At 33.8% G+C, this 16,276-nt stretch carries 12 protein-coding genes; 3 read left to right on the top strand and 9 right to left on the bottom strand.

From position 1 onward, the window contains the following. A partial coding sequence (locus EAI80_RS13780) for a hypothetical protein (protein WP_238634442.1) occupies positions 1–211 on the top strand: 211 nt, incomplete at its 5' end. Between the two features lie 127 nt (positions 212–338). Here the strand turns inward: EAI80_RS13780 and dnaB are convergent. Genes dnaB through EAI80_RS05380 form a run of 4 tightly spaced genes read right to left on the bottom strand, consistent with a single transcriptional unit; the run spans position 339 to position 5,021 of the window. Beyond that, the gene (gene dnaB / locus EAI80_RS05395) at positions 339–1,700 is read right to left on the bottom strand and encodes a replicative DNA helicase (RefSeq protein ID WP_117460310.1); all 1,362 of its coding nucleotides are present in this window, start codon (positions 1,698–1,700) and stop codon (positions 339–341) included. Positions 1,701–1,711: 11 nt separating this feature from the next. After that, positions 1,712–2,158: a 50S ribosomal protein L9 gene (gene rplI / locus EAI80_RS05390; RefSeq protein ID WP_129981225.1), complete on the bottom strand. Its 447-nt coding sequence runs from the start codon at positions 2,156–2,158 to the stop codon at positions 1,712–1,714. Positions 2,159–2,160: 2 nt separating this feature from the next. Next, complete coding sequence (locus EAI80_RS05385; RefSeq protein WP_129981224.1) at positions 2,161–4,116, bottom strand: DHH family phosphoesterase; 1,956 nt, start codon at positions 4,114–4,116, stop codon at positions 2,161–2,163. 14 nt (positions 4,117–4,130) lie between these two features. After that, entirely contained in the window at positions 4,131–5,021 is an 891-nt protein-coding gene (locus EAI80_RS05380) for a DUF2232 domain-containing protein (RefSeq protein WP_129981223.1), read from the bottom strand. Positions 5,022–5,111: 90 nt separating this feature from the next. Between EAI80_RS05380 and EAI80_RS05375 the strand changes: the two genes are divergently transcribed. Both EAI80_RS05375 and EAI80_RS05370 read left to right on the top strand, forming a co-directional pair. After that, the gene (locus EAI80_RS05375; RefSeq protein ID WP_022425740.1) at positions 5,112–5,417 is read left to right on the top strand and encodes a metal-sensing transcriptional repressor; all 306 of its coding nucleotides are present in this window, start codon (positions 5,112–5,114) and stop codon (positions 5,415–5,417) included. Next, positions 5,414–7,876 carry a heavy metal translocating P-type ATPase gene (locus EAI80_RS05370; RefSeq protein WP_129981222.1) on the top strand — a complete coding sequence of 821 codons (2,463 nt, stop codon included), beginning with the start codon at positions 5,414–5,416 and terminating at the stop codon, positions 7,874–7,876. The genes EAI80_RS05375 and EAI80_RS05370 overlap by 4 nt, the downstream gene beginning before the upstream one ends. Positions 7,877–7,887: 11 nt before the next feature. Here EAI80_RS05370 and EAI80_RS05365 read toward each other — a convergent pair whose 3' ends face one another. From EAI80_RS05365 to EAI80_RS05345, 5 genes are all read right to left on the bottom strand, one after another. Then, a complete protein-coding gene (locus EAI80_RS05365) occupies positions 7,888–10,404 on the bottom strand; it encodes a TetM/TetW/TetO/TetS family tetracycline resistance ribosomal protection protein (protein WP_129981221.1) in 2,517 nt (838 codons plus the stop codon). A 109-nt stretch (positions 10,405–10,513) separates the two neighbouring features. After that, positions 10,514–11,878, bottom strand: coding sequence for an aminopeptidase (locus EAI80_RS05360; RefSeq protein WP_129981220.1), 1,365 nt, complete (start codon positions 11,876–11,878; stop codon positions 10,514–10,516). 219 nt (positions 11,879–12,097) lie between these two features. After that, positions 12,098–13,351, bottom strand: a complete 1,254-nt coding sequence (locus tag EAI80_RS05355; protein ID WP_129981219.1) for an RNA-binding domain-containing protein — start codon at positions 13,349–13,351, stop codon at positions 12,098–12,100. 248 nt (positions 13,352–13,599) lie between these two features. Next, a complete protein-coding gene (locus tag EAI80_RS05350) occupies positions 13,600–15,822 on the bottom strand; it encodes an alpha-galactosidase (protein WP_129981218.1) in 2,223 nt (740 codons plus the stop codon). Then, positions 15,822–16,265 carry a DUF3284 domain-containing protein gene (locus tag EAI80_RS05345; RefSeq protein ID WP_129981217.1) on the bottom strand — a complete coding sequence of 148 codons (444 nt, stop codon included), beginning with the start codon at positions 16,263–16,265 and terminating at the stop codon, positions 15,822–15,824. The genes EAI80_RS05350 and EAI80_RS05345 overlap by 1 nt, the downstream gene beginning before the upstream one ends. Positions 16,266–16,276: the final 11 nt, after the last annotated feature.

Here is a 16,276-nt window from a genome sequence, read left to right as displayed (position 1 = left end):
TTTTGGGTTTGGATATACGAAAAAGAGCTGTAACGCTCAAGGTAGTAGTAAATACTACCTATTCGTTACAGCCCCTTTGTGGTACATTAATTCTACCATGAAAACATACCAACAAGATTATACGACATATCAGACATATGCGCTACTAGATTTTGAAAAAGATATACCTGCTGATAAAAATTTTTTTAAGAAATGGGCAGGTTCATTTTAAATGCGTCTGAAATATGAAAAGGTTATTCACCATGCAGTGGTGAATAACCTTTTTGGGTTTGGATATACGAAAAAGAGCTGTAACGCTCATGGTAGTAGTAAATACTATCTATTCGTCACAGCCCCTTTTAAATTCTAAGTCCTTCACCACTGTTCTGGTTTTCTGGACCTGTATAGTAATCCGAGAAACGAGAGTATTGTTTTTCAAATACAAGGCTGATATCGGCTGTTGCACCATTTCTGTGCTTAGCCACAACAATTTCTGTTAAGCCGTTTGTTTCTGCTTCTTTTTCTTTGTTCTGATAGTCTTCACGATGAAGGAAGGCTACAATATCGGCATCCTGTTCGATAGCTCCTGATTCTCTTAAGTCGGACAACATTGGTTTTCCTTTACGCTGTTCAACCTGACGAGAAAGCTGTGATAAGGCAATAACAGGACACTTTAATTCTCTTGCTAGTGCTTTTAACTGTCTAGAGATATCAGATACTTCCTGCTGTCTTGATTCTCTTGATGAAGATGGACCAGAGATTAACTGGAGGTAATCGATAATAACCATCTTTAATCCCTGTTCTCTTTGTAGTCTTCTGCATTTAGCTGCAATTTCACCAATCTTAACAGCTGGTGTATCATCAATATATAAATTACAACGTGTGACACGATCTGCTGCTGCATAATATTTATTCGCATTCTCTTTTAAAATCGCACCTGTTTTTAATTTATCGTTATCAATAGATCCTGCACAGCATATTAATCTGGTGACAAGCTGTTCAGCAGGCATTTCTAGTGAAAATATTGCGACAGCTTCTTCACTATTAAGTGATGAATTAAAACCAATATTCAAGGCAAAAGCTGTCTTACCTACAGAAGGTCTAGCTGCAAGAATAACTAAATCACCCGGCTGAAAGCCTGATGTTAATTTATCTAATTCTTTATAGCCTGTCTTTACACCAGAGACAACTCCACCATTTTTCTGAAGGAGATTCATTCTGGCTGTGACATTCTGTACAACACTTTCAATTGTCTTGAATTCCCCGGCATTTCTATCTCTAGTGACTTCTAAGACATCTTTTTCTACTGTATCAATAAAATCATTAATATCAGTAATTTCACCATAAGCATCTTGTACGATGTTTGTAGCTTCTTTAATAAGTCTTCTAAGTAATGACTTCTCATTTAATATCTGAAGATAATGTGTTGTATGAGCGACTGTCGGTACTGAATTCGCAAGTACCAATAAGTAGTCTACTCCACCTACTTTTTCTAATATCTTCTGGTTAATTAAATAATCAGTCACTGTAGTGGCATCAATTGGTTTATTACCGTCATGAAGGAACTTCATACCTGTAAAGATCAGTCGATGCGCATCAAGATAGAAATCCTGAGGTGTTGCCATGTTGATGACATCATTACATGCGTTCTTATCAATCAACATCGCCCCTAACAAAGCACGTTCTGCCTCTAAGTCATGAGGGAGTTCTCTTGTATCCATAAGTATTCACCTTATTTTTCAGATAGATGAACATTGATAGTCGCAATAACACCTTTATAAAGTTCAATCTTCAACTTAGTAGTTCCTAAAGCACCTACTGGATATGCATTGATGAACTTTCTCTTATCAATCTTAATACCATGTTCTTCTAATAATTTCTTTGCGATATGTTTTGTAGAAACATGATCAAAGCTCTTACCATCCTTACCAGTCTTTACTTTGAATTCTACCACAATAGTTTCAAGCTTCTTTGCAAGTTCCTGAGCTTCTTCTTTCTTCTTTAAGTCTTCCTGTTTCTTTTCTTCTTCCTGCTGAGCAACAATTTTCTTACCTGTTTCTGTTGCCATTAAAGCTTTACCATTCTTAATTAAGAAGTTCTGTCCATAACCGTCAGATACATTAACGATTTCACCCTTCTTACCAACTTTTTTCACATCTTCTAATAAAATAACTTTCATATTTATACACCCCTATCTTCCAAATATGCATCTATTGCATGTTCTAATCTCTCTTTTGCTTCTTCGATTGTCACATTTTCAATCTGACAGGCAGCCATAGAGAAATGACCACCACCATTTAGATCTTCCATAATCATCTGGACATTGATCTTTTTAGAACTACGTGCACTGATTGCCACCGTGTTCTTAGATATATATCCTATCGCAAATGCAGCATAAATGCCAGAAACATATACTAATTGGTTTGCAGCCTTTGCGAGAGTAGAACGACTCAGTTCGTCATCTTTGCCTGTCGCAATAAGGAATCTATCCTTATAACGATAAGCTGATTCTGTGATATCAAATATTTCTTTCATACATTCAAATGAATCTTCTAATAATTCATATGCAAGTGCTAAGTCAGCCTGTGCTTCTTTGAGTTTAGCTGCTGACTGGAATGTTCTTGTACCCACATGCTGTCTGAAATAGTTTGTATCTACTAGCATCCCCGTATACATAACTGTCGCATCAAGTGATGAAATTTCAATTTCATGTTGCTGGTAGTCAAATAGTTCTACAAGTAATTCTACTGTAGAGGATGCAGATGGTTCTAAGTATGTGAGAACCGGTGAAGAAATAAATTCTTCACTACGACGATGGTGGTCAATAATGACCTTGTTTTTTACTTTATCAAGTACTGAACGGCTAATAGCCAATGAATCCTTATGATTATCTACACAGATTAATAAAGTATCTTTATTAGTTTTTTCAAGTGCTTCTGAAATAGTCAACATTAAACCCTTATAATCAGGATTACTTCTCAACATTTCTACGACACCTTTTGTTTTTTCTTCAAGAGATTCATAGTCAATTACGATATTGGCTCTCTTACCTAAATTCTCTGCAATACGCGCAGCCGCAAGAGAAGCACCAAATGAATCCAAATCTGAGTTCTTATGTCCCATAACTAAGACATTACGTGAACGACTAATAAGACCGGCAAGAGACTGTGCCATAATACGGGAACGTACTTTAGAAGATGTTTCAAATGCATCTGTTTTACCACCAAAGTAACGTACATGATCTTTACCACTCTTAATCGCAATCTGGTCACCACCACGTGAATAAGCAAGGCTTAATGCTGAAGAAGCAAGTTCTTCTAATTCTCTTAATACCTTTGTACTTCTACCAATACCAATAGATAATGTCATAAGCACATCTAATTCTTCTATCGCATTCTTGAAATCATCCAAAATAGAGAATTTAGATTCAATAAGTTTCTTATAGATACGTTCATTAAAGAAGACAATGTATTTACCTGTCTGATAACGTCTAATGATCATACCATTCTTATATGCCCAATCAGTAATTAAGCTACGACATTGGTTTTGAATCTTTACCTTCTGTGATTCATCTACATTCGCAATAATTTCATCATAGTTATCCACAGTAATATAACCCATGCATACCTGCATATCTTCATAGTCCTGTGATAAAGAGACATATTGTGTCACATCCTTCATATAGATGAGTCTTGTATCCGCACTATTATATACTTCGAATTTCTTTCCTTTGACTTCTATTGTTTTGACATCTTCATCATCAAAAAGACTAGCAAGTGTAGGCTGCCATTCTAATAGCTTGATTCCTACAATATTGATATTTAATGCCTTTAAGAAGTCTGAAACCCATGTAATGTTTCTGTTTTCATCATATTGAATCAATCCTACGCCACCATAGATCAAAGCATTCTTTGCATCAATACCTAAAGCATCACTGACTGAATAGCTGTTTTGATCCATTAAGTAGCCCATATAGAATAGTAACGATATGTAGATTACATTCGTAATAACCGCAAATATCGCAAGACGAAGCATCCAAGCCTGATGAAATATACCAAAAGCCGCAAAGGTCGCAAAGGTAATAAATACGAGTAAAAGAACAAAGATATTTCTAAGTTGCGCAACTTTTCTCGTCATTGTAGAAGCCCTCCTTATTGATACTTATTATACAGTATTTGACGTATTTCAACAAATATATCAATAATTCCTAGAATCACTAATAGTGTCTGTAGGAACGGAATGAATACTAAAAATATAAGTAAGTTAGAATAACGTCCATGGTTTCTGATAATAAGATAGAAAGATAAGAAAGAAAGTCCATCCACCATAAATCCTAAGATACTAATAAAATAGATATATTGTACAATAACGACATTTCCAAAATATTGTCTAGCAATCATACTACCTGCAAGCATGATTGCGAGAATATATCCCATTTTAGGACTGAATCTAAATGTCGCAATATGAATACTCATATCAAAAGGTATTCTTAAGCGTTTAAAGAATAATGCACATAACATCATGACTAGATAACTCTGTAAGAATGACATAATGAGTATAGAGAGTGGAATGAGATTATAGAAGTCCTGAAAAGTAAAGGCATTAGTTATAGAAGGCACTGCCGCAATAATCTGGTTATACATTTCTTTTGCTTCAGTGAGTAAGTTAATACCTAGTACTCCTGAGAATACATAGAAATATAAAAAGTCAGATAAAAAGAAGAATGTAGCACCAAGCACCAACATTGTTTCTTTCTTAGCTTTATTTTTTAAACATAGCCCTACAACTGTTCCCATACCAAGTGATGAGAGGACAATTAATACATAACTGAGTGTTCCAAACAGGAAGGCAATGACCATGGAAGCAACGGAAGTCATTAAAGCTTCTTTAAGGCCTGTCTTATAGCTATAAATAGCCATAGGAATAGCCATTCCATAGCCAATTAAGCTATCAAACATCGTACCTGTCATTGTATTGAGTACTGCAAGGACACCAAAGAGTGATGCGATGAGTGCACCCTGCACGATTTTATTTGTTTTCATAATTCATTTCTCCTTGTGGTCATTATACAACAATCACATCGCTTGACGTATACCCCTATAGGGTATATGATTGGAACAGGAGGTGAAATAATGGATAAAAAAGATTGCTGCTGCAGTGAACGTCATAAGGATCGTAGTGAAGAAGAAAAGAAAAAACTCATGAACCGCCTCAAACGTATCGAAGGTCAGATTCGAGGAATTGAAGGCATGGTAGAAAAAGATGCTTATTGTCCTGATATTCTTGTTCAGGTTTCTGCAGTCAATGCAGCTTTGAATAGTTTTAATAAAGAATTACTTGCAAAGCATATTAAGACATGTGTTGTGGATGATATTAAAGAAGGTCATGATGAAACAATTGATGAATTAGTGAAAGTATTACAGAAGGTGATGAAATGAAACAATATAATATTACTGGTATGAGTTGTGCAGCGTGTGCCAATCGTATTGAAAAAACTGTAGCTCATATTAATGGTGTAGATAGCTGTTCTGTTTCTTTACTCACAAATTCTATGGGCGTAGAAGGAACAGCATCTTCTGAATCTATTATTCAGGCAATTGAGAATATTGGATATGGTGCAAGTGAAAAAGGTGTTAAAAAAGTAAAAGATGATTCTTTAGTCGATCATGAGACACCAAAATTAAAGAAGAGACTGATTACTTCTCTAGTATTCTTAATACTATTAATGTATTTATCTATGGGTCATATGATGTGGAAATGGCCTGTACCTTCGTTTTTGGAGAATCATGTATCTATTGCAGTAACAGAAATGTTATTGACTATTATTATTTTAGTCATTAATAAAGCATTCTTTGTTAATGGGTATAAGAGTTTATTTCAATTATCCCCTAACATGGATGCTTTGGTCGCATTAGGGTCTAGTGCTGCTTTTGGTTATAGCTTAGTTGTTTTATATTTAATGATTGATGCCATGAGCCAGGGACAGATGATGAAGGTGATGAGTTTAGGACATGATCTCTATTTTGAATCTGCAGCTATGATTCCTACTTTAATTACTGTTGGTAAGATGTTAGAGGCAATGTCTAAAGGACGTACTACAGATGCCTTAAAGAGTTTAATGGATCTTGCACCTCAGACTGCAGTCATTATTAAGGATAATAAAGAAGTCACTGTAAGTATTGATGAAGTGAATAAGGGTGATTTGTTTATTGTCAGACCAGGTGAAAATATTCCTGTTGATGGTGTGATTGTGGAAGGTTCTACAGCTATTGATGAATCTGCCTTAACAGGTGAAAGTATTCCTGTTGATAAAACAGTAAATGATACAGTATCTGGTGCAACACTTAATCAGTCAGGCTTTATTAAAGTACGTGCCACTCGTGTAGGTGAGGATACAACACTTTCACAGATTATTCAGATGGTGAGTGATGCAGCATCTACTAAAGCACCTATCGCAAAGAAAGCCGATCAAGTCTCTGGTATCTTTGTACCTGTGATTATCGGTATTGCGTTAGTCACATTTATTGTCTGGATGATTCTTGGAAAGAGTATTGGATTCTCTATTGCTCGCGCTATTTCCGTTTTAGTTATTTCATGTCCATGTGCATTAGGTCTTGCAACACCAGTGGCTATTATGGTAGGTAATGGTATGGGCGCAAAGCATGGTATCTTGTTTAAGACATCTGAATCATTAGAAGTGGCAGGATCTATTGATATTATTGCATTAGATAAGACAGGTACAATCACAAAAGGAACTCCTGTAGTGACTGATGTGGTCCCTTATAAGATAGAAAAAGAAGTACTATTAAATTATGCTTCTAGTCTAGAAAAAAAGAGTGAGCATCCTCTTGGTAAAGCTGTGACTGATTATTATCAAGGTAGTGAAGATGTTGAAGACTTCGAGATATTACCTGGTCATGGGTTAAGAGGGTTAATTCATGGTAAAGAAGTATTAGGTGGCAGTATCAAGATGATGGAAAAACATATTCCTGAAGACATGATGACACAGGCATCTGACAAGGCAATGGAAGGTAAGACACCTCTATTCTTTAGGTATGATGATACTTATCTTGGTATGATCTGTGTGGCTGATACAATGAAGGAAGATAGCCCTCAGGCTATTAAAGAAATGCAGAACATGGGTATTCAAGTTGTAATGTTGACAGGTGACAACAAGAAGACTGCAGATGCAATTGGTTCAAAAGCAGGTGTAGATGAGGTAATTGCAGGAGTATTGCCTGATGGTAAAGAGAGTGTTATTAAAGATTTACAAAAGCATGGTAAAGTAGCGATGGTGGGTGATGGAATCAATGATGCACCTGCCCTCACACGTGCGGATATTGGAATTGCGATTGGGGCAGGTACTGATATTGCGATAGATGCAGCGGATGTTGTCTTAATGAATAGTAAGCTGACAGATGTCACTGCCGCTATTAGACTCTCTCGTGCGACATTAAGAAATATCCATGAAAACTTATTCTGGGCATTTTTCTATAATGCGATTTGTATTCCTGTTGCTGCTGGTGTATTTATTCACTTAACAGGATGGCAGATGAGTCCTATGTTAGGGGCTGCTGCCATGAGTTTATCTAGTTTCTTTGTATGTATGAACGCGTTGAGACTCAATACTTTCTCTATGCATGATGCATCTAAAGATATAAAAAGAAAGAAAAAGGAGAAGAAAACAATGGAAAAGACTTTAGAAATTACTGGTATGATGTGTGGTCATTGTGAAATGGCTGTAAAGAAGGCATTAGAAGCTGTAGATGGTGTAGTAAGTGCTGATGTAAGTCATGAAAAAGGCACTGCAGTTGTCACTTTAAGTAAAGAAGTATCTAATGATGTCTTAAAGAAAGCTGTAGAAGATAAAGATTATACAGTTACATCTATTAAATAAAAAAAGAAGTCCTAAGACTTCTTGAGATCCTCAAATGCATAACTATGCATTTGGGGATTTTTTCTTTCAAACTCTTCTTTTTGGATTTTAGAACGAGAAATGACATCCTGAAGTAATTCTCTTGATGAGATACGTGTCGCCCCATGGCCTAATACAATTTTCTGTTCAAGATTATCACTTGTGGCTACCACAAGACGATATTGCCCTGCCATCTGTTTTGTGATGCTTTCAATATAAGCATCCGCTGTCTGTCCTTCTTTTGTATAAACGATTTCCATATCATGATACATCTGACTCTTGCCTTTATTCTGTGGAACCTTATAAGCATCAAAGACAAGGATCATATGACAGCCACGATACCCTTTATAGCTCATCAATATATCAATAAGCTTATCTCTTGCACTACCTAGGTTTTCTTTCGCAAGTTCTTTCAATTCATCCCAGGCAAAGATGACATTATATCCATCCACAATCAAATATTCATCTAATACCTGTACTGTATTAGAAGAAACATGATCTTGTTTTGGTTTATAGTAGTCACTTGAAAGTTTTGTGTTTATTGGACCATAGGTACGTTCATATACTCTTTTAAGTTCTTCATCACTAATATGTACAGGATTATGTGTATAAGTATGTTCCTGTTTCATCGCACTATAAAGAGGTAAATGCATCTTCTCTCTTACTTCATCATAAGGGACATAATATCCTGCACCATGTGAACAGAAAATAGAACCTGTAGGATTATCTAGATCTGATTCACTATCATAATCACATTTAGTTATCACTTCTTCCTGATTTTCTACTGGTGCATAGAATGTATCTAAGAAGAAAAGCTGTCCTTTTCCTTTTGTGGAAGTCAGAAGTTCTTTTTGGTAGTGAGTCAAGAATAAAACAGGTGCTTCTCCATGAAGTGTTGTAATATCATTATTCTCATTCACTACAGTAGGTGTTGGATAGTCTTCTAAAGCATAGTAAACCTTACTCAAAGCTTCTGTAGGAATGACTAATTCATATTTATAATATGGCTCTAAAATAACTGATTCAGTCATTTTTAACCCTTGTCTAATAGCACGATAAGTGGCTTCTCTGAAGTCTCCTCCTTCTGTATGTTTTAAGTGGGCTTTACCACCTAGAAGTGTGATTTTCATGTCTGTAATAGGAGACCCTGTGAGTACACCTAAGTGTTCTTTTTCCTGTAAGTGTGTCATGATGAGATTTTGATATCTCTCTTCTAAGTTATTCTGACATTGATTATCAAAGACAAGTCCTGAACCTTGAGGAAGTGGTTCTAAGTAAAGATGGACTTCACTATAGTGTCGTAATGGTTCAAAGTGTCCTACCCCTTCTATTGGTTCTTTGATTGTTTCTAGATAAGCGACATCTCCTTCATCCACTGTGATGTCCTCATTAAAACGATCTTTCATTAATTGTTTAAGAATATCTATCTGTACTTCACCCATTAAAGAAACCTGGGCATGATCATCAAAGAGTTTTAAATGAAGTAATGGTTCTTCTTCACCTAATACCTTTAAAGAAGAAAAGAAATGGTTGATATCTGCCTCTTTAGATGGTTGAATTTGATACAACATAGAAGGTCTCAGTGTTGAATGAATCACATGTCCTAATCCAATATAATCCCCTGCCTGAAGCTTCTTAATACCTGTTAAGGCTACAATATCATTCTGAGATGCTTCTTCTACTAAAGTATAGCGGTTCCCTTGATATAACCTAATTTGATGAATCTTTTCATCATGGATTGTATCACGTACATGAAGCCTGCCACCAGTGACCTTAATAAAGACAAGACGTTCTCCTCTTTCATCTCTCGTAATCTTAAAGACTTGTGCGGATAATTCTTTCTGTGGTTCTTTTTCTAAAGTATAACGGTCTAAGGCATCGAGTAGTTCATCTACACCTTGATTCTTAAGTGCACTACCAAAATAAAGTGGATAAAGATGTCTATTAGAAATCGCTTTTGCGATAGATGTATCCTTTAAAGACTCTGTTTCTAAATATTCTTCTATCATCTCTTCATCAAGTGCTGCAATATCTTCTTCAGAAGCACTCATATCCATAATATGAGGAGATAATTGTGATAAAGAGTCCAATAACTCTTCTTTTGTATAATGTGTTAAATCCATCTTATTCACAAAGATGAATGCTGGTACATGATAGTGTCTCAATAAGTTCCAGATTGTTTTAGTATGCGCCTGTACACCATCTAAACCATTGATAATCACTATTGCATAATCAAGAACACTTAATGCACGTTCCATTTCTCCACTAAAATCAGCATGTCCTGGTGTATCAATAAACGTGAAATGGTTATTCTTATAATCAAGAGCAGAAACCTTAGAAAAGATAGTAATGCCTCTTTCTCTTTCCTGTGTATTATAGTCAAGGAATGTATCTTTATGATCAACACGACCCTGATGTTTAATTGTCCCTGTCGTATAGAGTAATGACTCACTTAATGTGGTTTTACCTGCATCAACATGAGCCACCATTCCAAGTGTTAATTGTTTCATCAAATCACCTCTTGATTATTGTATCATAGATCAATCAAAAAACACCTTGGTTTTATCCAAGGTGGAAATACATAAAGTTTACTGCCTGTTTTAACTACAGTTCTATGAATTATGCATTCTTTAAGAACGCTTTATATGCCTGATATGTTTCGTATACGTCTACTTTAGATACGACTTCCATTGGTGCATGCATATTTAATACTGCAATACCTGCATCAATCACATCCATGTTGTAGTTTCCTAGGATATAAGCAATAGTGCCTCCTCCACCTAGGTCTACCTTACCAAGTTCAGCTGTCTGATAGTGGATATTTGATTCATCCATCACAGCACGAATTCTCGCAACATATTCTGCAGAAGCATCATTACTTCCACTCTTACCTCTTGCACCAGTATATTTATTAAATACAATACCATTACCTAAATAAGCAGCGTTCTTCTTATCATTCACACTTACAAATAGTGGATCTACACCAGCAGATACATCACTTGAAAGCATCTTTGATCTAGATAAACTAAGTCTTGTCTGCACAAAACTATCAATACCCATCTTCACTAACATTTCACCAACTGTATTTTCAAAGAATAAAGACTGCGCACCTGTAGCACCTACTGAACCGATTTCTTCTTTATCTACAAGAATAGTACAGCATGTATAGTCACATACATCCATATCAAGAATTGCAGTTAAAGATGTATAGGCACATACTCTATCATCATGACCATAACCAGCAATCATTGAACGATCTAAACCATAGTCTCTTGCTTTACCACTTGGTACAACTTCAATTTCAGCTGATACAAAATCTTCTTCTTCGATATCATATTTATCTTTTAATAGCTTTAAGATATTGGCCTTCACAGCATCTTTTTCTTCACCTACTAAAGGCATATTACCTAAAGTAACATCAAGGTTTTCACCTTCAATCACTTTAGCTGCTTTCTTATCTAACTGTTCTGCAGCTAAGTGAATAAGTAAATCAGAGATACCTACTACTGGATCATTATCATCTTCACCAATGACAACATCTACGACAGTACCATCTTTCTTTGCGACAACACCATATAATGATAGAGGGATAGTCACCCACTGGTATTTCTTTACACCACCATAATAGTGTGTATCAGCTAATACGAATCCTTCTGATTCATATATTGGATTCTGTTTTAAGTCCATTCTAGGAGAGTCAATATGAGCACCTAAGATTCTCATACCTTCTGTAAGTGGTTTATTACCAATCACAAATAATGCGATATTCTTATCTCTGTTGTTGACATAAACCTTGTCTCCTGGCTTAAGTGTTTCAAAAGAGTCTAATGGCTTGAATCCTTTTTCTTTGGCTAAACGAATAGAATCTTTAACACAAGCACGTTCTGTTTTGTTTTTTGAAATATACTCTTTATAACCTTCATTATATTCCATGACTTCATTGAGATTGTCCTTATACTTTTCCCATGTATTTTTTGCGTACATTTTCTAACCTCTTTTCTTTATATCTCTACAACAGTATACCATGATTATGTTTAAAAGATAGTGTTATAAAAAATATCGTTTCTTTCGTTTCGCTCTTTTTGCAACGAAAGTTTTTTCGTTGCAATTCGTTACAAACGATATATTCATTTTAATAAATAAAGTCCATAAACACTAGATTTTTTAGTATCTATGGACTTTATTTTTATATTCTAATTGAAATTATAAGATATAGTATTTCGTTGATCTACCTTTCCCAGATCTAGCAATAATATTTTTTTCTATTAATGAATTTATAGTTCTAATAATTTTTGCTTTTCCTAAGCCACTCTTGCTTTCTAAATCTGTTCTTGATAGTTTTATATTTCCTTGGAACAAACTCACAAGAAACTTTTCATCTTCTGTAAGATTTTGTGTCACTAATAATGTTGGTAGTTCTATGCATATTGAATTATCATATACTTTATATTTAGGTTTTGTTATTGAGTCTATATATGATTTATTAATTCTCTTTATTCCTGTTCCAAACTTTTCAATATAACGTAATCTAAAAAATAAATTACCAATTATCGGATTTCTTAATAAAGATATTTGCCCATTTAAATATTCATCCTTCCCTAGTCCTGAAGGTAATCCTCCTGGTGATACAATTTCTATTCTATCTTCAAACATACTTACTTTTATAAAAGTGTTTACATCCCATACACGATGAATTAAAGCATTAGCAATAGCTTCACGAAAAGCATTTTCCGGAACACGTGAAACCAGCGTTCTTGTTGTTCCTTCTATCTTTTCATATTGATAATATTTTTTATACATATCAACGCTTTCTTTTAGCATTTTTAAAACAGACATATTTTCTATAATATTTCTATCCATAATTTCATCAATATCTTTACCAAATCTAACTATATCAACACCTTTATAATCGTTTTTATCAGCAAGTAGTGCTGCTGCATTATTATATTGAGATTCATTTGTATATAAATCTAGAGTTCTTAAAATGTCTTCATTTAATCCCTTAATTGATAAATTATCAATTAGTTCTTTTTCTAAATAAGTAAATGTTAGATTTTGCTTTTTTGATGTTATTTCTTCATATGATTGATTATTACCTTCTAAAATTAATCTATTCAATTCTAGTCTATCAACTTCTATAGTGGAAGAGTCATATCTTTTATATGCTTTGCCTTTATATAAATAAGGTTTAAAATCAGATTCAAATACTTTTAGCGTAATCGTCGAATCATTTCCAATATCTAATTCATAACGAGGAATTGGTTTTAAATTATCATTTATTTTGTTTTCAAGTCTCAAACATGCATCTTCAGGGTTATCTACACCTTTTATAATACCATCATCATCTATTCCAAAAATAATTTCACCTGTACCATAATTTGCAAATGCACTAATTGTTTTAAGAAATGTATTCGATTGTATATTTTCTTTAAATTCCAAACATTTATCTTCTCTCATACAATCCCCTCCTTTCCCATATTATATTATCGTTTCATTAGATTTGCAACTAAACATTTTTCGTTGCAATTATATTGAAACGTATTTATTTTCGTTTCATTCTATTTCATTTAATTTATATTTAACATTGTACATCCATACTGATATGTTATGTATAATATATAACAACAAAAGAAAGTACAAAAAAACCTCCTCAGCAAACAGTGCTTTTAATTATTTACACTGTCTACCGGAAGGTCATCATATCATTATTTTATTTTTCTTAACTTAAATAAGTAAGCTTGATAATCGCCTGAAAGTTGTGCCATATCAGAATTAACACAATTAAACTGATAAGGTAATTTTAATCCTACATTTCTTAAAATCTGACCTGAAACTTTATGTACATCGTCAATAACATATGTTCCGTTTTTTATAAAAGGAAGCTTCAAGTATTCAAATGGGGTATCATTTGGTCTAGCAAGAATTCTATAAAAACCAATAATAATTTCTTCATTACCTTCTATCGCCCAAGCCACTTTATTTTGATCACCATCAAATGGAGATATGAGCCTATGAAATTGATTTCTTGAAATCAAATGGCGTAATTCTTTATATTCTTTAATTTGTTTCTTTATAGATTCGATTTCTTCTAGATTTAATGCATTAAGATCTAGTTCATATCCTAAACTTCCAAATAAAGCTACAAAATAACGTGTTTGTAAAGGTGTGTTTCTTAGTGTCTGATGATTAGGTGTGATAGAAACATGATTGCTTAATGTAGAAATAGGATATGCAAGACTTGTTCCATACTGTATTTTTAATCTCTCAATGGCATCACTATCATCACTTGCCCAGATATAGGGGCTATAATAAAGAATACCTAAATCAAATCTTCCTCCCCCACCAGCACATCCTTCAATTAATAAATCAGGATAACGAGATGTAAGTCTTTCATATAAATCATATAAGCCTAGAATATTTCTATGAAAAAATTCTCCTTGATTATAATTATTGCTTTCTAAATAATGTGAATAGGCTTCAGTAATATTTCGGTTATGATCCCATTTAATATAATCAAGGTTTGCTTCATCAATTACTGCAACCATCTGTCTATAAATACAATCTATAACTTCTGGATTAGAAAAATCTAAACAGTATTGATTTCTTGCTATTGATAGCCTAGAAAAAGGATGAGCTACTACCCAATCAGGATGTTCTTTGAAAAGTTGTGAGTCTGGAGAAATCATTTCTGGTTCAAACCACATTCCAAACATCAAGCCAATATCATGGATTTTCTTTCCAAATGCTTTAATACCATTTGGGAATACTTCCTGACTGACTGTCCAATCACCTAAACTGCTTCGATCATTACGCCTTTTGGAAAACCATCCATCATCAACAACAAAGCATTCCATTCCAAGGTCTTTTGCTTTGACTGCTAAATCATATAATTTATCTTCATTCATATCAAAATATATGGCTTCCCAGCTATTATAGACAATTGGTCTTGGTTTAGATAACCATTTAGAATCAATAATATGATTCTCAATCATGCTTGAATATTCTCTTGCTAAACCATCAAGTCCTTCATCACTATAACCAACAAGAACTTCTGGTGTAATAAAGCTATTATCTGGCTTTAAATCCCAATTAAAATAATCTGGATTAATACCTAGCATCATTCGTGTATAATTCCATTCATCAACTTCCACTTGTCCTAAAAAATTACCTGAATACACAAGGTTCATCCCATAACATTCACCGCTGTTGATAGTTGCATCAACATGTTCTAATGCAATAAAAGGATTCTGTTGATGTGAACTCGCACCTTTTAAAGTACCTACACTTACTTTTCCTTGTTTTATATCTTGTTTTTTTACCTGTCTTTCTTTTAACCATGCACCTGATAAGTGTACAAATTGATAGTCTGCAGTATTCAAATCTAATACAGCAGAAATAGCTTTATCAATTGTATATGTTTTTTCACTTTTATTGATTATTTCCTGGTTTCTTACAATAATACAACTATCTTCAAAAATAGTATAATACTGCTTTACAACAACATCACAATCATTATCAACCATCTCAATAATCAATGTTTCAGCATCTGTACCATATGTCCCTGGAAAACCTTTTCTTCTAGATTTTCCTTTCACAATAGAGTAACCTTTATACTTTAAATCCAAATACATCGGCACTTTTTCACAGTACAAAGAAAGTGCCCCATCTTTAAAATCACTTGTGCCAAATACCGGATATTCTTGATTAACACATGATAATGAAAAATCATGAATATTCTTACTGTATTTTACTGTTCCTGCTGCTTTATTGTCTTTACGTGTATAATAAGCAAGTTCTTCTTTTGTAAGACCATCAATTTTCTTACCATAATACATATGGCCTAACTGTTGATTGTCTAGTATCTGTATAATATAACTCATCTTATTGTTGGATAAATGAAATACTACTTCATCTACAATATTAATCATTAATTTACCTCTCCCAACAAAGACTCAATATATCGCATTCTTTTCTTTATATTACGGTTATACATCCACTTATATAAGAAACTAACAAAATAGAAATTCATCTCATTCATTGCTTTATTAAAATGATTTTCTTCAATATATGTCATTCTTGTCTTTCCATTAATATTTTCAAATAGGTAAGTAGTGACAATATCCCCCTCATGGTATTTTGTCACCACCTCCATACGTTGATTATCAATAAGTTCACTTATACACATCTTTACAGGAATTTCTTTATTGGAAGTTTTAGTATACATCTGCTTCTTTATTTCAATTCCTTTTGATAATTCTTTGATTGAATGATCATATTGTTGAAAAAAAGATAATTGTTGTTCTTTTACTACGTTATAAACATCTTCTACTGGATATTGAAATTCATGTTTAAATGATAATTGTTTACCCATTGTAATCTCCT

The organism is Catenibacterium sp. co_0103, assembly GCF_004168205.1.
GTDB lineage: Bacteria > Bacillota_I > Bacilli_A > Erysipelotrichales > Coprobacillaceae > Catenibacterium > Catenibacterium mitsuoka_A.
The sequence above is the reverse complement of the archived record's forward strand: the minus strand, read 5'-3'. Positions and strand labels throughout refer to the sequence as shown.

Coding starts and splice junctions, on each gene's coding strand:
- EAI80_RS05345 (WP_129981217.1), bottom strand. CDS start 16,265: ATGGGTAAACAATTATCATTTAAACATGAATTTCAATATCCAGTAGAA.
- dnaB (WP_117460310.1), bottom strand. CDS start 1,700: ATGGATACAAGAGAACTCCCTCATGACTTAGAGGCAGAACGTGCTTTG.
- EAI80_RS05365 (WP_129981221.1), bottom strand. CDS start 10,404: ATGAAACAATTAACACTTGGAATGGTGGCTCATGTTGATGCAGGTAAA.
- EAI80_RS05380 (WP_129981223.1), bottom strand. CDS start 5,021: ATGAAAACAAATAAAATCGTGCAGGGTGCACTCATCGCATCACTCTTT.
- EAI80_RS05355 (WP_129981219.1), bottom strand. CDS start 13,351: ATGAGAGAAGATAAATGTTTGGAATTTAAAGAAAATATACAATCGAAT.
- rplI (WP_129981225.1), bottom strand. CDS start 2,158: ATGAAAGTTATTTTATTAGAAGATGTGAAAAAAGTTGGTAAGAAGGGT.
- EAI80_RS05370 (WP_129981222.1), top strand. CDS start 5,414: ATGAAACAATATAATATTACTGGTATGAGTTGTGCAGCGTGTGCCAAT.
- EAI80_RS05360 (WP_129981220.1), bottom strand. CDS start 11,878: ATGTACGCAAAAAATACATGGGAAAAGTATAAGGACAATCTCAATGAA.
- EAI80_RS05350 (WP_129981218.1), bottom strand. CDS start 15,822: ATGATTAATATTGTAGATGAAGTAGTATTTCATTTATCCAACAATAAG.
- EAI80_RS05385 (WP_129981224.1), bottom strand. CDS start 4,116: ATGACGAGAAAAGTTGCGCAACTTAGAAATATCTTTGTTCTTTTACTC.
- EAI80_RS05375 (WP_022425740.1), top strand. CDS start 5,112: ATGGATAAAAAAGATTGCTGCTGCAGTGAACGTCATAAGGATCGTAGT.